The organism is Streptomyces sp. NBC_01474, from assembly GCF_035918215.1.
Lineage (GTDB): Bacteria > Actinomycetota > Actinomycetes > Streptomycetales > Streptomycetaceae > Streptomyces > Streptomyces aureus.
Genome location: NZ_CP109449.1, coordinates 6771571 through 6791290, shown reverse-complemented (window position 1 = coordinate 6791290; position 19720 = coordinate 6771571). Strand labels below are relative to the sequence as shown.

General features: G+C 71.3%; 17 protein-coding genes and 1 tRNA gene. 10 read left to right on the top strand and 8 right to left on the bottom strand.

The features are described 5' to 3' along the window. Positions 1 to 220: 220 nt before the first annotated feature. The 3 genes from OG758_RS31050 to OG758_RS31040 form a co-directional block, all read right to left on the bottom strand. The gene (locus OG758_RS31050) at positions 221 to 700 is read right to left on the bottom strand and encodes a single-stranded DNA-binding protein (protein ID WP_326712959.1); all 480 of its coding nucleotides are present in this window, start codon (positions 698 to 700) and stop codon (positions 221 to 223) included. 195 nt (positions 701 to 895) lie between these two features. After that, positions 896 to 2677, bottom strand: a complete 1782-nt coding sequence (locus OG758_RS31045) for a GTPase (protein ID WP_326712958.1) — start codon at positions 2675 to 2677, stop codon at positions 896 to 898. 5 nt (positions 2678 to 2682) lie between these two features. Further along, positions 2683 to 4296, bottom strand: coding sequence for a dynamin family protein (locus OG758_RS31040; RefSeq protein ID WP_326712957.1), 1614 nt, complete (start codon positions 4294 to 4296; stop codon positions 2683 to 2685). Between the two features lie 316 nt (positions 4297 to 4612). Here OG758_RS31040 and OG758_RS31035 point away from each other — a divergent pair. From OG758_RS31035 to OG758_RS31005, 7 genes are all read left to right on the top strand, one after another. Then, positions 4613 to 4685, top strand: a tRNA-Arg gene (locus OG758_RS31035). Between the two features lie 354 nt (positions 4686 to 5039). Continuing rightward, entirely contained in the window at positions 5040 to 5756 is a 717-nt protein-coding gene (locus tag OG758_RS31030) for a MerR family transcriptional regulator (RefSeq protein ID WP_326712956.1), read from the top strand. Between the two features lie 204 nt (positions 5757 to 5960). After that, positions 5961 to 7097 carry a sensor histidine kinase gene (locus OG758_RS31025; RefSeq protein WP_326712955.1) on the top strand — a complete coding sequence of 379 codons (1137 nt, stop codon included), beginning with the start codon at positions 5961 to 5963 and terminating at the stop codon, positions 7095 to 7097. Further along, the gene (locus tag OG758_RS31020; RefSeq protein WP_326712954.1) at positions 7060 to 7764 is read left to right on the top strand and encodes a response regulator transcription factor; all 705 of its coding nucleotides are present in this window, start codon (positions 7060 to 7062) and stop codon (positions 7762 to 7764) included. The genes OG758_RS31025 and OG758_RS31020 overlap by 38 nt, the downstream gene beginning before the upstream one ends. Positions 7765 to 7980: 216 nt before the next feature. Next, positions 7981 to 8814, top strand: a complete 834-nt coding sequence (locus tag OG758_RS31015) for a UbiA family prenyltransferase (RefSeq protein ID WP_326712953.1) — start codon at positions 7981 to 7983, stop codon at positions 8812 to 8814. 29 nt (positions 8815 to 8843) lie between these two features. Then, positions 8844 to 9668, top strand: coding sequence for an AfsR/SARP family transcriptional regulator (locus OG758_RS31010; protein WP_326712952.1), 825 nt, complete (start codon positions 8844 to 8846; stop codon positions 9666 to 9668). Positions 9669 to 9760: 92 nt separating this feature from the next. After that, positions 9761 to 10405, top strand: a complete 645-nt coding sequence (locus OG758_RS31005) for a 4'-phosphopantetheinyl transferase family protein (RefSeq protein ID WP_326712951.1) — start codon at positions 9761 to 9763, stop codon at positions 10403 to 10405. A 114-nt stretch (positions 10406 to 10519) separates the two neighbouring features. On the opposite strand, the gene OG758_RS31000 is transcribed toward OG758_RS31005, so the two are convergent. The 4 genes from OG758_RS31000 to OG758_RS30985 form a co-directional block, all read right to left on the bottom strand. Continuing rightward, positions 10520 to 11713, bottom strand: coding sequence for a lactonase family protein (locus OG758_RS31000; protein ID WP_326712950.1), 1194 nt, complete (start codon positions 11711 to 11713; stop codon positions 10520 to 10522). Positions 11714 to 12132: 419 nt separating this feature from the next. After that, the gene (locus OG758_RS30995) at positions 12133 to 13026 is read right to left on the bottom strand and encodes a hypothetical protein (protein ID WP_326712949.1); all 894 of its coding nucleotides are present in this window, start codon (positions 13024 to 13026) and stop codon (positions 12133 to 12135) included. Positions 13027 to 13361: 335 nt separating this feature from the next. Then, a complete protein-coding gene (locus OG758_RS30990; protein WP_326712948.1) occupies positions 13362 to 15557 on the bottom strand; it encodes an MMPL family transporter in 2196 nt (731 codons plus the stop codon). A 155-nt stretch (positions 15558 to 15712) separates the two neighbouring features. Next, on the bottom strand, positions 15713 to 16348 hold the full coding sequence (locus OG758_RS30985; protein WP_326712947.1) for a DedA family protein: 636 nt from the start codon (positions 16346 to 16348) through the stop codon (positions 15713 to 15715). Between the two features lie 164 nt (positions 16349 to 16512). Between OG758_RS30985 and OG758_RS30980 the strand changes: the two genes are divergently transcribed. Then, positions 16513 to 17160, top strand: coding sequence for a class I SAM-dependent methyltransferase (locus OG758_RS30980; protein WP_326712946.1), 648 nt, complete (start codon positions 16513 to 16515; stop codon positions 17158 to 17160). A gap of 11 nt (positions 17161 to 17171) precedes the next feature. Here the strand turns inward: OG758_RS30980 and OG758_RS30975 are convergent, their stop codons facing one another. After that, complete coding sequence (locus tag OG758_RS30975) at positions 17172 to 17816, bottom strand: MerR family transcriptional regulator (protein WP_116512916.1); 645 nt, start codon at positions 17814 to 17816, stop codon at positions 17172 to 17174. A gap of 225 nt (positions 17817 to 18041) precedes the next feature. On the opposite strand from OG758_RS30975, the gene OG758_RS30970 reads away from it, so the two are divergent. Together OG758_RS30970 and OG758_RS30965 are read left to right on the top strand one after the other, a co-directional pair. Beyond that, complete coding sequence (locus tag OG758_RS30970; protein ID WP_326712945.1) at positions 18042 to 19034, top strand: AfsA-related hotdog domain-containing protein; 993 nt, start codon at positions 18042 to 18044, stop codon at positions 19032 to 19034. Beyond that, complete coding sequence (locus OG758_RS30965; protein ID WP_326712944.1) at positions 19031 to 19714, top strand: HAD family hydrolase; 684 nt, start codon at positions 19031 to 19033, stop codon at positions 19712 to 19714. Before OG758_RS30970 ends, OG758_RS30965 begins: the two co-directional genes overlap by 4 nt. The last annotated feature ends 6 nt before the right edge of the window (positions 19715 to 19720 follow it).

Below are 19720 nucleotides of genomic sequence, written 5' to 3'. Positions count from 1 at the left end.
CCCCGTGGGCTACGCCCGGCATCCTAAGGAAGCCGCGCACCGCAGTCCCCAGGTCAGAGGGGTACGAGAGCGATCCGACTCGGAATCGTTATCGCCGCTAATGATTACGGCCCTGGCTTATCGACAAATCAACGGCATGGAACCGGTGTTCATTCGCCGATAAGCCGCACTTCGGGCCGCATTCGCAACGCGCCTCGATCCGAAGGCTCATCGGCACATTTCAGCCGACGGCGGCCGGTTCTCGCTGTTCGCTCTTTTCGCCCTGCTCCTCGGGTTCACCATCCGCTTGCGGATCGATCTCGAACGACGGCTCGTCGCCGTCCGGTCGGCGCCCCGGCTGACCCTGCCGGGCACGCCGGAACGCGGTTGTCCCGCGCGACAGGTCGTGCCCGACGGCCGACGCCTGGATGTCCGCCGACGTCCAGTGCTGCCCGCCCCGCTCCTCGTCCCGCACCCTCAACCTCCCCTGCACGAGCACCGGTTCACCGATGGACAGCGAGCCCTGCACATTCGTGCCGAGCGCGCCCCACGCCCACACCGTGAAGAAGTTCGTGTGCCCGTCCACCCACTCGTTGCGCACCCGGTCGAAGCGCCGGGCGGTCGCCGCGAGCCGGAACCGCGCCACCGGCCCCTTCGGCAGCTCCCGGTACACCGGCGTCGTCGCGACGTTCCCCACGACCGTCACCGTCGTCTCGCTCATGTCGGTCCACCCCTCCCCTGCGCACGGACGCGTACGGGCCCGTCCCGCACGGCCTCGTCCGTACCGCGTTCCCGGACGGTTCCGGGTTCGCGCTCTCAGAGTGCCTGTGCCGGGACGAGCCCGCTGAAGCCTGTGTTCTACCGGCCGGTTGTGGAAAACCCGGTCACCCAGCCGGGGCCTGGTGGGGGCCGCGCCTCACCCCGTCACCTTCACGTACTGCTCCCTGACCTCCCGGTACCGCAGAAGCTCGGCGGCCACCGGGTCGAGGACGCGGGCCCGGCCGCACCCCGCCGCCGCCTCCCGCAGGCGCCGTTCCGCGTCGAGCCCGTAGCGCCGCGCCGGCCCCTTCGCCGCCATCCGGCACGACCACTCCACGCACGGTCCGCCGACGATGCCGCACAGCATCAACAGCACCGGCACCCCGAGGTTCGGGTCGAGGACGCCGATGATCTGCCCCAACAGCCACAGCCCGCCGATGACCTGAACGATCGTCATGGAGATCTGGGCGAGTACCGCGACCGGCCACCAGCCGGGCCTCGGCAGCCGAGGCGGCGGCGACCCCGCCGAGACCGCCAGGTCGTCGAGCGCCTCCGGAAGCCCCTCCGCGCCTCGCGTCGCCGCCTCCCGCACCGCCTGTTCCCAGGGCCCCGGCAGTCCCGCCGACGCCCGCTCGCCCACGATGCGCACCGCGTGCTCCACGCGCTGGCGCGCCGTCGCCTCTTCGTCGGAGGGCACGGGCCTGACCGTCAGAGTGGCGCTCGGGGTGCGCCGGCCCTCGCACCAGTGCCAGAGCCGCAGCCACGGGGTGCCGCACGCCTTGTTGGCGTTGCGGCGCCAGGCGCGCTCGGCCGCCTGCCCCGCGGCCTCGGCGCCCACGGCGTCGGCGAGACGGTCGGTGAACTCCTCGCGGGCGTCCTCGCTGAGCCCGCTCTTGCGCCCGGTCGCGTAGACGGGCCGCAGCCGCAGCGCCGCCGCGTCGATGTCGGCCTCGATCCGGCGGGCGGCGGCGCCTTGCTCCCGCGTGAACTGGTCAAGGGACTCGCGCAGTTCATCGACACCGTCACCGGTGAGCGCGGACAGGGAGAGCACGGTCGCGCCCGGTTCACCGTGCTCGCTGAGCGCGATCCCGTCCTCGTCGAGAAGGCGCCGCAGATCGTCGAGTACGAGGTCGGCGGCCTCGCCGGGCAGCCGGTCCACCTGGTTGAGGACGACGAAGGTGACCTCGGCGTGGCCGGCCAGGGGCCGCAGATAACGCTCGTGCAGCATCGCGTCGGCGTACTTCTCGGGGTCGACGACCCAGATGACGGCGTCGACGAGCTCGAGGATCCGGTCGACCTGCTCACGGTGCGCGACGGCCGCCGAGTCGTGGTCGGGCAGGTCCACCAGGACGAGCCCCTTGAGCGGCGCGTCCACGCCCTGGGGGCCCTGGCCCTGGAGCGGGCGGCGGCGCAGCCGGCCGGGGATCCCGAGCCGGTCGAGGAGCCCCGCGGCGCCGTCCGTCCAGCTGCACGCGATGGGCGCGGAGGTGGTGGGCCTGCGCAGTCCCGTCTCGGACAGGGGCACGCCCGCGAGGGCGTTGAAGAGGGTCGACTTGCCGCTGCCGGTGGCGCCCGCGATGGCGACGACGGTGTGCCGGTGGGAGAGCCGGCGCCGGGCGGCCGCCTGGTCGAGCACGTGACCCGCCTCGGCGAGGGCCGCGCCGTCGACGCGGGCCCGGGAGAGACCGACGAGTTCGCGCAGCGCGTCGAGGCGTGCGACGAGTTCCGCGTCGGCGCCGTGCAGCTCGTGCTCGTGGGCGTACGGGTCGTCCTCCACGTCGAAGACGCCGGAGTCCGCCACTCGCCGGGCGATGAGCCCGTCGTCCCAGGCGCCGCCGCCGGAGCCGTCCGCGTCGTCCCCCGGCGGATCCACCCGCCCGGCCGGTTCCGTCCCATCGGCGTGTTCGGCGTGTTCGGTGTGGTCCGTGACGGCGGTCACCGCGGTCACCTCTCCTTCTGCAGTACGGACAGCGCGGCGATCAGTTCGGCCTGGGACTCGGGATGTACGTCGAGTGCGTCGAGCGGCGCGAGCCTGCGTTCGCGCTCCACGGCGAGCACCTTGTCCAGGTAGTCCCTGAGCAGCCGCCCGCCCCGGTCACGCAGGCGCAGGGCCCCTTGGGCGCCGATGCGTTCGGCGAGGCTCTCGCCCGCGCTGCGGGCGCGGTTCCCGCCGAGGAGGGCGGTGGCGAGGAGGGCGGCGACGAGTTCGGTGTCGGGCGGCGGGGTGGCGTCCAGGGTGCGTACCTGTTCCTCCGCGTACTCCTCGAGCACGCGGCGCCAGCGGCGTACGGCCATGCCGATGCGGTGTTCCGCGGTCTCCAGGTCGGGGTCGCGGGCGGCGAGTCCGTCCGCCGCGCCCGCGGGGTCGCGGCGCCAGGCCTCGTCGATGCGTTCGTCGGCGGCGGTGACGGCGCACAGGAGGAGCGCGCCGAGGCTCTCGGTGAGCGCGTCGAGGAGTTCGGCGGGCGCGCAGTCGAGGGGGTAGCTGCGCCACCGCTTGAGGGCGTCCCCGGCGAGCACGCCGCCGCTCTGGAGCCGGGTGCGCACACGCGCGTCCTCCCTCGCGTACGTCTCGTCGACGGTGGCGGTGAGGCGCAGGGCGGCGGCGTACTGGGAGGCGACGGCGCCGGCGAGTTCGGGGGTGCGGACCCGGAGGGAGTCGATGACGCCGTTGGCCGTGCGGGCGATGGCCGTGCAGCGGGCGGTGGGTTCCTGCACGCGGTGGGTGAGCCAGGCGCGCAGGGGGGCGACGGCGGAGGCCGGCAGGAGGCCGCCGCCGCCGGTGGACTCGGGCAGTTCGGGGACGGTGAAGCGCGGTACGTCGCCGAGTCCGGCCTTGGCGAGCAGGGCCCCGTACTGGCGGGAGACCTCGGCGACCATCTGGTGGGGCACTCGGTCGAGGACGGTGACGAGGGTCGCGTTGTTCTCCTTGGCGCTGCGCAGCAGGCGCCAGGGCACGGCGTCGGCGTAGCGGGAGGCGGTGGTGACCATGATCCAGACGTCGGCGGCGCTGATGAGCCGGGCGGCGAGCACGCGGTTGTGGGCGACGAGGGAGTCGACGTCGGGCGCGTCGAGGAGGGCGAGCCCGCGGGGCAGGTTGCCGGAGGTCTCGACGCGCAGGACGTCTTCGTCGTCGTCGGCGGGGGCGAAGGCCCCGAGCTCTGTGTCGTCGGGCCGCCGTGGCGTCCATACGCGGGTGAGGTCGGGCAGGACTCGGGCCCCGGAGAACCAGCGGTGGTCCTCCGGGTGGCAGACGAGTACGGGGGTGCGGGTCGTGGGCCGCAGCACCCCGGCCTCGCTGACCTTCCGCCCGACGAGGGAATTGACGAGGGTCGACTTCCCGGCACCGGTCGACCCGCCGATCACGGCGAGCAGGGGGGCTTCGGGGTCCCGCAGCCGGGGCACGAGATAGTCGTCGAGCTGCGCGAGGAGCTCTGCCCGGTTGGCACGCGCACGCGGCGCCCCCGGGAGAGGGAGAGGAAAACGCGCGGCGGCGACACGGTCGCGCAGCGCGGAGAGTGCGTCGAGCAGCTGAGGCCGTACGTCCAAGGTCACCACATGCGAAGAATGCCCAATTTTGGCGGCTTTCTGAAGCATATGGACGTCTCTGCGCGCCGATGCGGCCCATCCGGTCCATGGGACGGAAGGGACGACTGGGGCGCAGGCATAACGAGTGCACAACACCCGGGGCGTGAGACGCCAAAAGCGGTGCAGGATTCGTACCTGCCTGCGATTATCAGGACCGCTTCACCGAACCTCCACATCGTGCCACGGAGGCGAAGCAGCAGGGACAGGGATCCGGGAGCCCTATCCTTGGTCCCGGCAAGGTCACGGATCTCCCCCACATCCGTCCCGAGCCACTGGCCACACACCGGCCCCCGTAGCTCAGTGGATAGAGCAGGCGCCTTCTAAGCGCTTGGCCGCAGGTTCGAGTCCTGCCGGGGGCGCCGCATTTTTCCGGGTTGCCGGCCCTCCTCAGGGAGGGCTTTTTTCATGGGGTCCGCCGGACGCTAGCGAGTCGGCCGTAGCGGTGACGTAAGCGATACCGCACCGACGGATCCGGCGGTCACCCCCGCCGGTACCACCCCCGACACGCCCGAGCGGCGATCGGTCCGGTCGCAGGGGGCAGCGCGGGTACTTCCTTGGTTGTAGTGGTGATCGAGTTCACTCGGGCCGTCTTGTGCCCGTGTTCCGATGCTGCATATGGTCCCGCTGATTCCCCTCGCCGTTCCGCACGGATCCGCCCGTACACCCCGAAGTAGACGGCTGTTCAGCCGAGTTGGCCCGAAGGTGAGTGAGACGTGCCGCAGCTCTCCGATCTGAGCCGCCGGACCGGCGTCCCCGACCGCATGCTCAGGTTCTATCTGCGCATGGAGCTCCTGCCGGCTCTGGACGAGTCCCAGGAGTACGACGAGTCCCACGTCCGGCGGGTGGCGCTCGTGCGGACACTGCTCGATGTCGGCGGGCTCTCCCCCGCGGCGATCCGGCAGATCGTCGGGCGGATCGACGCCTCGCCGCCCCTGCACGAGCTGCTCGGCGCGGTCCAGTACGCGCTGCCCGCGCGCGGGTCCGTGTCGCAGGATCAGGAGTGGGAGCGCGCCAAGGAGCGGACCACGGCGCTCGCCGAGCAGCGGTCGTGGCAGGTCAGCCCGGACAATCCGGCCTGGCAGACGCTCACCCAGGTCCTGGTCACCTGCGAATGGCTGGAACAGCGCGATCTGCCGCGACTCCTGGAGACGTATGCGGAGGCGCTCGAGCGGGTTGTCGACATCGAGGTGCAGTTGCTGCGCCGGCAGCCCGACCCCGAGAGTGCCGCGGCGAGCATGGTGTCCGGCACCGTGCTCGGCGACGTCGCGCTTTCCGCGCTGCGCCGGCTGATTCATGAACATTTCTCGTGCTCGGCCCAGAAGTTGGCCGAAACAGGCGATACGACCCGGGGCGGGCCCACGGACGTGACGGGTCGGGAAACTGCGCGTTCCGCTCATGACGAAGTAGTGGATGCCGCCCGCGAGAGCTGACGAAGACGCCTTCGATTACCTTGTCAGCAGGCCCGTAAATACAGGTAGTTGAAGGCCGCGCCTATACGGTGGAGTATCCCGGTTGTCGCTTGACACCCCGTCGCGGCACGAGGCATGCTCAATCCGATCTTCGAACCGTCTTCCCTCTTGACAACGTAGTCCGGACCTGGAAGCGGCGACGGGTATCGACGGGGGGAAGGAAACGTGCACGACGCATCGCCGCAGGAAATCCAGGGGGAGACTCCGGATCCTGAAGGCGCGACGCTCGCTGCGGAATTACAGGCACTGGAAGCGGAACTGCTCGACACCTATCGGCGGGCTCTGCTCGATCAGAACAATCCGCTCGGTATGGATCAGGAAGCCTGGACATCCTGCCGCGAGCAGGCCCAGCACATTCTCGGGGAATGCGTGCACGCCTTGCGGTACGGCACCGAAGCGCCGCTCAATCCCCAGCTCATGAAGAAGACCCGGCGTCTCGGCGGCGCCCGGATCTCACAGGGAATTCCGCCGGTCCACTCGGTCCGCGCGGGATCCATGTTCTTCCAGATCACCATGGAGTTCCTGGGGCGGATCTTCGCGGACCGGCCCGGCTCCGAGCATTACCTGATGAAGGTGCCGCCCATTCTGCAGTCCGCCATCACGCGACGCCTCGAGGAAGGGTCCAGCGGGTACGACCTCTTCCTGCTCGACGTCGTGCGTGACGCCGCGCAGCAGGGCCGGCACGGCATGGCCCGCGAGATCCACGACCGGATCGGCAGCACCGCCAGCCTCGCCCTGCGCCAGCTCGAGCTCTACGAACTCACGCAGCACGCCGCCTCGTCGGACGCCCGGCTCGGCAGCCTCAAACAGGCGATCCTGGAGACGCTCTACACCACCCGGGACATCGTCACCGAGCTGCGCACCAGGTCGGACACGTGCCGCTCTCTCCAGCTCGCCCTGTCCGCGTTCGTCAGCGCCATGGCGATCGACGAACCCGTGGTGGAGATCCATGTCGACGACCCGGACGACCTGCTGCCCCGCGGCGTCAGCGACGACCTGTTCATCATGCTCCGCGAGTGCCTGCGCAACGCACTGGCCCACGCCTCGGCGTCCCGCGTCACCATCGACGTGAAGGTCGACGCGCGTCACGTCCAGGCATCCGTGCGCGACGACGGCATCGGCTTCGTACCGGGGCGGCGACAGGGGAATGGGCTCGCGTCGCTGACCGAGCGCGCGCAGCTCCTGGCCGGCCGGCTCACCATCGACAGCGCCCCCGGGCACGGCACGGCCATCGAGCTGTCCGTCCCCCTGGACGAGGAGGAACATGCAGACGACGGACGAGGGACGGCACGGCACGGCTGAGCCGATCCGCATCATCGCCGTCGACGACCACTCCCTGCTGCGCACCGCCCTGTGCCAGCTGCTCGACGCGGAGGACGACCTGCGGGTCGTGGCGGACGTCGACACCTCGCAGGGCCTGGGCGACCTGGTGGAGCGCACGGGCGCGCAGGTCGTACTGCTCGACGTGGAGATGCCCGATCACCACGCACCCAGCGTCGTCAGCGAGTTGACGGGGCGCTTCCCGGAACTGCACGTGCTGATGCTGACGATGTACAACGACGCGCAGCTGGTGCAGGAGCTGCTCGCCCGGGGCGCGCGCGGCTATCTGCACAAGAGCGTGCCGCGCGAGTCGCTCCTGTCGGCGATCCGGAATACTGCGGCGCGCGATCCGCATGTGACGATCGCCGTGCCCCGCAGCGGAATTCCAGAATCCGGATTCGGTGAGCCGCAACAGACCCTTTCTCCCAGGGAACGGGAAGTGCTCACGCAGGCGGCGGCCGCTCTGAGTAATCGCCAGATCGCCACCCGGCTGCGGATTACCGAAGGCACCGTGAAGCGGCATCTGCGCAACATCTTCGAGAAACTCCACGCCGTATCACGTATCGACGCCGTCAACAAAGCGGTGGACGCGCAGCTGATCAGAAGACCGCAGGGCCTTGCACGTGACGCGAAATCGCCCAACCCATAGGCAGGTTGAGTCATGGGGATACATCTTAGGGAGTATCCCCGTGGCCCATGGAGAGTCTGTCACCTCTCCCTCACTCGGATTAGATTCGCAGGTATGTCGATAGCGACGCCTGCGAAAACCCTGATACCCACCACGACTCCGCGATCCGGAAAATCGGCCGGTGTCCTGGGGACGTTCCGTCTCCTGGCCCTGTGCGCACAGGAATCCAGGTATGCCGTGCAGGTCATCTTTCTGCTGCGCTTCCTGGTGGCCGGTACGACCGGAACCGCTTCTTACGTGTCCCACCTGACAATTCGGCCGTCACTCGTTCTCGGCGCGGCCGTCTGGTTCTGTTCCGTCGCATTCACCTATCTCTACAACGGTGTCACGGATATCCACGAGGACCGGGCCAACGGCTCCGTGCGGCCCATCGCACGAGGCGCCCTGCCCGTCCGCTTCGCCCGCACCACCGCCCGGGTGCTCGCCGCCCTCGCCCTCATCGGCGGCGCCGTGCTCGGCCCGCTGATGTTCCTGGTAACCGCCGGCATGCTGCTGCTCGGATACGCGTACTCCGCGCCCGGCCTCGCCCTCAAGAGCCGCACCCCCGGCACCATCGCCGTCGTCGTGGCCAGCGGCGCCCTCGCCTACACCGCGGGCGCCCTGAGCGGCGCCGCGCCCCTGTCCCCCGCGCTGCTCGCCTTCTCGGCCGCCATGTGCCTGTGGATGGGCATGGTCGGCGCGGTGGCCAAGGACTTCTCCGACGCCGAGGGCGACGCCAAGCACGGCCGCCGCAACTGGACCGTCGTCTGGGGCAGCGCCGTCACCGCACTGATCGCGTCGCTGAGCGCCGTGGGGATCGGCGCCGCGCTCCTCGTGTGCGCCGTGGCCAAGGCCGCGTACGGGCTGCTCGCGCCCGCCGGTGTGGTCCTGTGCGGGGCGCTCGCACTGAGCGCCGCCGCGCTGACCACCCGCCGCGACGACTCGCGCGCCCGGCGCCGGCTGCCGTACCGGATCTTCATGGTGACCCAGTACGCGGCGCATCTCGTCACCTTCGCCCAGCCCATCGCATGAGCAGTTCCGACAGAAACGGGGGACCCACGATGCGCGACACCCAGGCCCGCTTCCGAATACCGGGCGTCACGGCCTCGGAACCCGACGGGAGCGTCGGCTTCCGCATCCTCGGCCCGCTGGAGGCCGTCGGCGCCGGCGTGACGCACCGGCCGCGCGGGCCCAAGGTGCGCAAGCTGCTCGCGCTCCTCGCCGTGCGCGCCCACGACATCGTCGAGGTGGACACGCTCGTCGAGGAACTCTGGGACGGGGCGCCGCCGCCCACCGCCGTCAGCACCGTGCGCACGCACATCTACCACCTGCGCCAGGAGCTGGAGCGCGAGCTCGGCGCCGGCGCCGTCCGCGACGTCATCTCCACCGAGGCCACCGGGTACTCGCTCCGCACCGCGCCGGGGCGCCTCGACCTGGAGAACTTCACCCGCCTGTACGGGCAGGGGCGCGCCGAGCTGCGCGCCGGGCGCCGCGAGAAGGCTCTGGAGCGCCTGGACACCGCGCTCGGGCTGTGGCGTGGGCGGACTCTGTCCGATGTCGGCCAGGGCCGCGTACTCGCCGGGCATGCCGCACGTATCGAGGAACTGCGCGTGCGCGCCCAGGAGTTGCGCATCGAGGCGGCCATGGGGCTCGGCCGCCACCGCGAGCTCGTGCCCGAGCTGCGCCGCCTGGTCGCCGTCGACCCGCTCAACGAGTGGCTGCACGCGCGCCTCATCGACGCGCTGCACCGGTGCGGGCGGCGCGGGGACGCGCTGCGCGCCTTCCATGACGTACGGGCCGTGCTGGCCGAGGAGCTGGGGCTGGAGCCCTCCGAGGACCTGCGGCAGCTTCAGCATCACATCCTGGCGGGCGGGTCGGCGGCTTGAGCAGCACCTTTGTCGGAACGGGGAGTGGGCTGGGGAGTCGTTCAGCCAGTGGTTCGGTGGGGGGTTGTTCCGGGCTCATTCGGGTCTGGACTGTGTCCATCGCCGCGGCGGCCTCCGCCGTTCCCCATGAAGAGGCGTACGGCGTTCTCGACCCGGCCGAGCGTGCGCGCTTCGCGCGGTTCCGGCGGGGCGGTGACCGGGTGCGGTACCTGGCCCTCCACCACGTGTACCGGACCGTGCTCGGGCAGGCGCTCGGGGTCGGCCCTGCCGACGTGGGCTTCCGCCGGTTCTGTGCGCGCTGCCGTGACGACGGGCACGGCAAGCCCGTGCCGTTCGCGCCCGACGGGACCACGCTGTCGGCGAGCCTGTCGCACTCTGCGGCGTACGCCCTCATCGCTGTCGGTGACTCGGCCGAGGTACCCGTCGGCGTCGACATCGAGCGGGTCAGGGCCGACATGGACTGGAGCCGGATCCCCTGCGTCCAGGGCGGCCGCAACACCCACGGCTTCGAGCAGTGGACGCGCGCCGAGGCGCTGGTGAAGGCCGCGGGTACGGGCCTGAGCCGGACGCCGCCGCGCTATACCGGGCACGTCTTCGGCACCTGGCGGGCGGCGCGGGTGCCGGGCTCCGGTCACGAGTGGTTCGTGCGTAGCGTGCGGTCGCCGGACGGCTATGCCGCTTCGGTGGCCAGCGGGCGGGCCGACGGCAAGGTGACTGTGGTGCCTTGGCGGCCCTAGGTGGGTGGTGCACGTGCGTGGGGGCGGTTCCCGGATCTGCGGATCTGGGAGTCGCCCCTCGCTCGTGTCGCGGTGTGGTGCGATGCGATGCGGTGCGGTGCGGTGCGGTGCGTTCTACGCCAGAAGTACGCAGCTGGGGCTCGCCACTTGGAGCGGCTGGGCCGCCGGGGCGAGGCGGCCCGTGGCCGGGTCCAGGCGGAACGCGCTGACCGACTGGCCCGCCTGGTTCGCCGTGTAGACGAACCGGTCCGACGCGTCGAGTGCCACGTCCCTGGGCCAGCGGGTCCCCGGGGCCTTCGCTGTGACCGGCTGCGACGCGAGGAGCGTGAGGGTGCGGCCCGCGTTCTCCACGCGGAACGACTCGACCGTGTCGAGGCCCCGGTCAGCCGTCACCAGGGTGCGGCCGTCTCGCGTGAGGTGGACGGCGGAGGGGGCGTTACGTGGGTTGATGCCGGGCGGGGCCACGGAGGCGTGCGAGACCGGCGTGAGCCGGCCCGTGACCGCGTCGTACGCGTGCACGGTCACGGAGTGGCCTAGTTCGTTGGTGACGTAGGCCAGCTTGCCGGCGGGGTGGAAGACGAGGTGGCGTGGGCCGATGCCTCGGCCGACATGGGTCCGGTCGGCGAGCTCGAGACGGCCTGTGCGGGTGTCGAAGTCGTAGACGTAGATGTGGTCGTTGCCCTTGTCGGGGACGAGGACGCGGCGGCCCGCGGGGTCGAAGGCGATCATGTGCGGGTGGGGGCCTCGCTGTTCCTGCGGGTGCGGGCCGTGGCCGTGGTGACGAAGCACCTGGACGGCCTCGCCTAGGGAGCCGTCGGGGTGCACCGGCAGGACGGCGAGGTGGCCCGAGTCGTAGTTCACGGTGAGCAGGAAACGGCCGTCGGGGTGCACGGCCAGGTGGACGGGGGCGGCGCCGTGGCTGGAGCGTGGCGGGCCCTGGGGGTGCAGCCGGTCTCCGTCGATGCGGTACGCGTGGAGCGAGCCGGTGGCGCCGCCGGGGCGTTGGCTCACGGCGTACAGGTGGCTGTGGTTCGGGGCGAGGGTGAGGTAGGAGGGGTTCACGATGTCCCGCTGCCAGCCGGTGAGTTCGAGCTGTCCGGCCGCGCCGACCCGGGCGATGCCGATGCCGGGGAGGCCCGGCAGGCCGTACTCGCCGAGCGTGAACCCGCCGATGTACGCGCGCCTGGCGCGGGGGCGCGGGGCGTCACCCGCGACGGCGGTTGCCCCGGTCCAGGCCAGCGCGGCGACGACTCCTGCCGCGGATGCTGCGAGCAGCCTTCGGCGGTTTGGATGGTGCGTCGCGTTCATGGTTCGGCTCTCCGTCGTCGTGGAGGGATGGTCGGGCCAGCGTCATGGGGCGACGAGTGGCGGGTTTGGGCTTCGGCATCGTTTGCTGTGCCGGCTGTCTTCGGCCGTTGTGTTTTCGGGTGCGGGGCCGCGGGGGCATGTACGTGCTCGCTGTTCTACGGGCGCACGTCAGCTAGCTGATTACCTGTACGTGGTGCTGGTGGCTCCGCGCGCACATGCCCCCACGTCCCCTCCCGTCTCGTCGGCGTCTCACGGCCGGTGGGACTCGCCGCCTTCCGGGCCGCGGCTCGCGCGCGGCCCGTCGTTCGGTGAGGCTGCCCCTTCCCTGGCGCCCGCCCTTTTTTCGTACGTGGCTCATCGGCCGGTGGGGCTCCGTGGCCCCCTCTCGTCGGCGGGTGGACAGTCGGTGGGCCTGCGCGTCAGATCTTGGCTCCGAGTACCAGCCCGGGTGCCAGCAGGATCGCGAAGCCCGCCGCCGCCAAGGCCACGAGGATCTGCCAGGTCGCGCGCAGGTCGCGGAACCGGGGTGCCCGTCGGGCCCCCGCCAGCACGGCGATCGCCGCCGCCCAGGCGGGTAGGGACAGGCGCAGTGTGACCTCGCCGGTGAAGAAGAGGCCGGCGCGCGGGCTGATGCACTCCGACGCCGTGCACAGGGCCCCGTGAGCCGGGCTGCTCCACGCCGTTCCGGCAGCCAGGACGAGCAGGGGCGCCATGGCCGCCAGGGCCGTTACCCAGACGTATGGGGTGAGTCCCGTACGGCCGTCCGCGCGCCGTCGGGTGACGGCCAGCGCCGCCAGTGCCGGGGCCCAGCCCGCGAGCACCCCGAACAGGCCCGCGTGCGAGGCCTCGGCCAGCGCCACCCAGGTGGTGTCGGGACCTACGGGAAGCCGTAACAGGGCCAGGAGACCGGTGGCCGCTGCCAGTGCGGCGGCGGTGTGCGCCCACGTACGCGCGAAGGAGGGCGCGCCCGCCCAGGCCACGAACACGCCGGCCAGGGCTATGAGTACGACCGGCGGTCCCGCTGTCACTCCCCATGCGAGAGGGAAGCCGGGCAGGCCGTCGCCCAGAGGTGCGGACCAGGTTCCCCAGTCCCCGAAGAGCGCGGCGAGCACCGCGGTGACGCCGGCCGCGATGATTCCGGCGAGCGCGAGTCGGTCGTCCCCGCCTGACGCGGCCCAGTTATCCCGGCGATCCAGGCGATCTATGCCATCCCGGTCATCCCGGTCATTCCTGGCGAGTGTGGCTCCGTCGTCCACGGCGAGCGCGTCGCGGTCACCCCTGGCGAGTGCGGCCCCGTCGTCCACGGCGAGCACGTCTCGATCATCCGCGGCACGCGCGTCCCGGTCGTCCTTGGAGGTGGGACCTGTCTGTTGTTCGGGTGCGGGACCTGTCTGCTCATTGAGGGCGGGGCCTGTCTGTTCATCGAGAGCAGGGCCCGGCTGTTCATCGGGGGCGGGGGCGGGCTCGTCGTCATTTCGGGGGGACGCCGCGCCCCGGGTTGCCGTCGACGGGGGAGTGACGGGGCCGGGGCGCGGCGCGGGTGAGGGGACGGCCGGACCGGGGTGGCCGGCCGTCCCGGTTCGGGGGGCGGGCGGGGCGGGCGCCTCCGTGCTGGGCGCCTCACCCGCCCGCCCTGCGGAGGGCAACGTCACCGCAGCGCCTCGGTGCGCGGTGCCGGGGCGGGCGCGGGCGGGGGCGGCGGGGCCGAGGACTCGCGGAAGCCGTACTTCGACCACCAGCGCGTCAGCGGGGCCGGTGCCCACCAGGCCCACTTGCCGAGCAGCGCCATCGTCGCGGGCACGAGCAGGCCTCGTACGATCGTCGCGTCCACGAGGACCGCGATGACCAGGCCGACCCCAATCATCTTCATGAAGAGGATCGAGGAGGCCATGAAGCCGCCTACGACCACGACGAGCAGCAGTGCCGCGCTCGTGATGATCTTGGCTGTGCGCTGGACGCCCAGGGCCACCGACTCGACCGGGTCTCCGCTCACTTCCCACTCCTCACGGACGCGGGAGAGCAGGAACACCTCGTAGTCCATCGCGAGGCCGAACGCGATCGCCACGACCAGGACCGGAAAGTTGGCGTCCACCGCTCCGATCGGCTCGAAGCCCAGGAGGCCCGAGAGATGGCCGTCCTGGAAGATCCACTTGATCGCTCCGAACGCGGCCAGGAGCGAGAGGAGGTTGAGGATCACCGACTTGAGCGGGAGCAGCAGGGAGCCGAAGGCCAGGAAGAGGACGAAGAAGGAGACGACCGCTACGAACAGGGCCATCCACGGGAGCCGTTCACCGATCATGCCGACGATGTCGACCCGGGACGCGGGCATGCCCGTCAGGAGCGTGTCCGCTCCGGCCGGGGGCGCCGTGGCACGCAGGTCGTGGACCATGCTCTGCGCGGCGTCGGACATGGCGTCCGGCGTGTAGCGGAGCGTGATGCGCGCGTCGTTGCCCTCGAAGGCTGTCGCGGTCGCGGAGGCCACGCCGTCCACCTTGGCCAACTCGGCTGCGTAGGCCGCTGCTTCGGCGCGGTCCACGGGGCCGGTGGCGCCTTGGACGACCGAGGTCATGATCTGCGCGGGGTTCGTCCCGAAGTCCGATGCGAGCGTCTTGCTGACCACCTTCGCGTCGGCGTCCGAGGGCAGCACCCACTCGCCGGGGCGTGCCCAGTTGACGCCGAGGAGCGGGGCTCCGAGGCCCACGAGGACGGCGACGATCGCCAGCGAGGAGATCAGCGGCTTGCGCATGACCGCGTGGGCCGTGCGGTACCAGCGTCCCTCCTTCTCCGGCTTGGGGGCACGGTTCCTGCCGCCCAGCGGGATACGCCACTTGTCGATGCCGTGCCCGGTGTAGCGCAGGAGGGCGGGCAGGAGGGTGAGGGAGCCGACCACCGCGAACGCGACCACGGCGACCGCCGCGTACCCCATCGAGGAGAGGAAGCGGGAGGGGAAGAAGGCCAGTCCCGCGAAGGAGATCGCCACGGCGATGCCGGAGAAGGCGACCGTTCGGCCCGCCGTCGCGGTGGCGCGCTCCACGGCCGTGTCGACGTCGGCGCCCGCGTGGAGTTCTTCGCGGAAGCGGTTGACGAGGAAGAGCGCGTAGTCGATCGCGAGACCGAGGCCGAGGATCGTGATGACGTTGATGACGGTGCTGGAGATCTCCGTGAACATCGTCAGGACGCGGAGCACGACGAAGGAGCCCAGGGCCACGAACGAGCCGACGGCCAGCGGCAGGAGCGCCGCGATCGCGCTGCGGAAGATCAGGACCAGGAGGATCAGGAGGATCGGGACCGACAGCATCTCGGCGCGCGCGATGTCCGAGCCGGTGAGGGTGTTGACCTGGTCGGTCATCGCGGCGACGCCGCCGTAGCGGACCGTGACGCCGTCGGCCGCGAAGTCGTTCTTGATCTTCTCCAGCGCCTCGACCTGCTTCTGGTCGTCGTCGCTGGTGAACTGGACGGTCGCGTACGTCTGTCGGTTGTCCTTGGATACGTACGCGCCCGGGCTCTGGGTGCCGGGGTGCCAGAACGAGTCCAGGCGGGCGATACCGGCGCGCGGGACGTCGTCCAGCGTGGCGCGGACGGCTGCGCCGAAGGAGTCGACGGTGGCGTTCTTGTTCTTCGCCTCGTACAGGACGATGAGGTCGTTGGACTCCCGGCCCAGCGGGCCGTCGAGGACCTTGTCGGCCTGGACGGACTCGCTGGCCGGGTCGTCGAAGCCGGCGCCGCCGGTGAACGAGCCGAAGACCCCGGTGCCCCACACGCCGGCGAACAGCGTGAAGACGACTGCCGCGATGACGACCCATTTCCGGCGCCGCGCGGTGAACTTTCCGATAGCGGCAAACACTTCTGTCTCCCTGAATCAATCAAATGGCGTGTGGCGAGCGTCTGTTTCGTGTGACGTCGGCGGCGGGTGACTGCGGTGAATTCCGGTACGCAGCACGCGAATTCCGAGACTTCCAGGAAAGGTGCGCGTCCGATATCCGCGTTTCGGGGAATGCGCTATGTCCCCTTCGAAACATTCGGCGCAGTCGCGGCGGCCGCCCTGCGTTGGGCCAGCGCCGCGACCGCGCCGACGGCGACGGACAGGCCGAGGCCTATCGCGACGGAGTACACGGGGTCGTCGCTGACCGCTCCGCCGAAGTAGCCCACGCCCACCGAGTAGGCGGCCCAGACGACTTCGGCGAGTGCGGCACCGATCGCGAACTTGCCGGCCGGGTAGCGCGCCGCACCGGCCGCGAGCCCGCCGAGGAGGCGCCCGCTGGGCAGGAAGCGGACGCCGACGACGAACGGGATCCCGCCGCGCTGCACCCGCCCCGCGGCCCAGTCGAACAGCTCGCCCCTGCGCCCGCGCCCCGCGGCGCCGCCGCGCACCCTGCGGCCGGCGAACCAGCCGAAGCGGTGGATGAGGACGTCACCGGCGAGCGCGCTGCCGGCCACCGAGAGCAGGACCAGGACGAGGGACATCTCGCCGCGCGCGGCAAGCATCCCGCCGGTGATCAGGAGCACCGCGTTGGGCAGCAGGGGCGGCAGCGTGGTGATGGCGAGGATCGCGTACGCCCAGCAGGCGGCGCCCGACATACGGGTGGACAGGCCGGACGTGAAGTCGACCCACGACACGAGTGAGGCGAAGTCCATCGGTCTCCCTTTCCCTGGGCCCGATGCCTCTTTGGAGGCATGCGCTGGGTCTTTGGTGAGGCGTGTTCCCAGGTCAGAGGCCCACTAGCGTCGCTGTGGGCAGCGGCTGGGCGTGTCCTCAGCTCCAACAGTAACCTACGCTATCGATAGTTTCACTATCACTAATGACGCAGGTGACCATGACCGATGTGACGCTGTTCCTCCGAGAGTTCGCCCGCACCCGCCGGGACACCGGGGCCATCGCGCCCAGCAGTCCCCTGCTGGCGCGGGCCCTGACCCGCTATGTGATCCCCAGTCCCGGCCGCGCCCGCGCGGTGCTCGAGGTCGGCCCCGGCACGGGCGCCGTGACCCGGCGCGTCAGGGCCTCGCTCGGCGCCCTGGACACCCTCGACCTCGTCGAGGCCAACCCCCGCTTCGCCGAGCTCCTGCACCGCGACTACGGCGGCGACGAGCGGGTGCGGCTGCTCACCGGGCTCGTGCAGGAGCATGAACTGGGGAGCTACGACACCATCGTGTGCGGGCTGCCGTTCGCCAACTTCGAGGCGGGCACGGTCGAGGACATCTTCGGCCGGCTCCTCGCGGCGCTGCGTCCCGGCGGCACCCTGTCGTTCTTCGCCTACGCGGGGATGCCGCCGCTGCGCCGGGTGTTCACGACGGGCGGGGCTCGCGAGCGGACCCTCGCGGTGCAGGCCGTCGTCGGGCGGACCCTGGACCGGCACCGGTTCCGCACGGAGACGGTGTTAGGGAATCTGCCGCCCGCCCATGTGCACCATCTGGCGCCGGTGGCGCCACTGCTGGCGTACGCAGGGTGAGCCGGCGGGGGCTACGCGCTGTGCCTGCGCCCGCTGCGGATCCGGCCGGAGGCGTCCTCCTGGGCGATCCGGCGCAGCGCCGCCATGGCCGCGTCTCCGAGGACCGTGCCGAGGACGACGCCCTCGACCTTGCCGTCGGCGCTGGGCACATCGGCGAGCGCGCCGAGCTCGGCGACCGCCAACTCCCCTGCCGCGGCGGCGTACTTGTCGAGCAGGGTGAGCAGGTCGCCCCGGTCGAGGTCGCGGTAGGTCAGCACGATCTGGACGAGCGCCTGCCAGCCCGGGTTCTCCGGCTTCGCCGCCCAGCCGTGCCGGAGCACGAGCTCACGGACCTCGCCCTCGGCCCGCTCCCGGTCCTCGTCGGTGCCCCGCTCGACGGCGGCCCTGGTCACCGCGGACTGGGCGACGCCGAGCATGCCGTGGACCGTGCGGGTCGGGGAGTCGACCTCGGACAGGACATCGCGTGCGGCCGCGATGGACAGGCCGCCGACCTCCAGCATCGCCCGGATCAGCTTGAGCCTGCGGACATGGGAATCGTCGTACGCGACCTGGTTCGGGCTGGTGCGCTCGCCCGGGGGCAACAGGCCCTCGCGCGAGTAGTACTTGATGGTGGGGACCGGAACTCCGGTACGCCGCGCCAGCTCTCCGATACGCATTCCACGAGGATACTGCGCTTTCCCCGCGGCATGCTCCCCAGTCGGTGCACGGAAATGCGAAGACGCTTTTATCGCCGTTGAATTCCCGCGCCATCGCGCTTCCATGCGCCCCTGCGACGCTCATTCGGCAGCGAACCCCTCCGCTCGGACGGAAGCCTCACCGGATGTCTTCACGAGATGTCCGCGCGAGACGTCTTCGAGGGACCCCAGCCAAAGGAAACAGGTATGACCACACACGTGGCTCCGGAGATTCCTTCGGCGCCCGCCGAACTCAGTTACGGGCGCACCGTCGACCGCTCCCTGGTCCACCGGGCCGCGGTCTCCGAGGTCTTCGTCACGGACATCAGGGCGCTGGCCGCCAAGAAGGTCCGCTCCGCGGTCCAACTCCCGCTCACCCACGGCTACTACAGCGACCATGTGCAGCGGCCGGCGGTCTACGACGCGCTGTTGCTCCTGGAGTCGGGCCGGCAGGCGGCCATCGCCGGGTCGCACGCGCACATCGGGCTCTCCAAGGGCACCACGATGATCGTCGACACGTTCCGGTTCGACCTGTACGGGCTCAAGGAACTGGTCGTCGGCCCGGAGCCCGGCCGGCTGCGCATCGACACCGAGTACATCGGGCAGCCGACGCGGCGCGGCCGCTACCGCAAGGGCAAGGTCGCCCAGCGGTACTTCGTCGACGACACCGAGGTCGGCGAGCACGAGATGGACGTGCTGTTCCTCAACCAGCACGAGAACGAGGTCCTGCGGCACGCCCAGCGCGGCACGCCCGCCCCGCTCACCTCGGACTTCTGCGACCACGGGGCCGCCGTGGACGACATCTGGCAGGCCGAGCCCGCCCGGGTGGGCCGCGGCAACCCGCTGAACGTCGTCCTGTCCCGCCCCGAGACGTCCCCCTCCGCGGTCTCGGCCGAGGTCACCCCGCGCTTCGACAACCGCGCGCTGTTCGACCACGTCTACGATCACCTGCCCGCGATGACGCTCGTCGAGGCGGCGCGGCAGCTGGCCCTGCTGTCCACGGGCGAGCCGCGGACGACGTACGCCGTCGGGTTCGAGGCGCGCTTCTCGCGGTTCGCGGAGCTCGACGAGCCGGTGCACGCCGAGGCGCCGCGGATGCGCGCGGACGGCGGCCGGACGCAGACCCCCGTGCGCTTCCTCCAGGGCGACGCCGAGATCGCGCACGTCACCGTCACCGTCGCACCCGGGAGTGAGCTGTGAGCAGCACGCAGGACGCGCGGGCACCCCGGCGCCTCGCCGTCTGGACCGACTTCGGCGGGGTCCTCACCCCGCCGATCGCCCACACGATGGGCACCTTCTGCAAGTCGCAGGGCATCGACCCGCAGGCCCTTCAGCAGGCGCTCGGCAAGGTGACCGCCCGCTACGGCACCAGCGACATCATGGAGCCGATCGACACCCCTCTCGTCTCCGAGGAGGAGTGGCTCACGCAGGTCTCCGAGGTGCTCGCCGCCGACCACGGTGTGACCGGCGTGCACCTGACGACGCTGGCCGACGCCTGGTTCGACGGGCGGGAGACCAACCACGCGTGGGTGGCGGCGCTGCGCACGTCGCGCGAGCGCGGCGCGTTCGTCGGGATGCTCTCCAACATGGTGCCGACCTGGGACGCGCACTGGCGCCGCATGGTCGATCCGGCGGAGCTCTTCGACGACGTCCTGCTGTCCTTCGAGGTCGGCCACCGCAAGCCGTCGCCCGGCATGTTCGCCCTCGCCGCCGGGCGGGCCGGGGTGCCGGCCGAGGACTGCGTGCTCGTCGACGACCTGGCGCACAACTGCGCGGGCGCGGAGGCGGCCGGCTGGCAGGCGATCCACTTCACCGACACCGCCGAGGCGGCGGAGCGGCTCGATGCCCTCCTGCCGGCGGCCCTGTCCCCCCACTCCTAGGAGCTG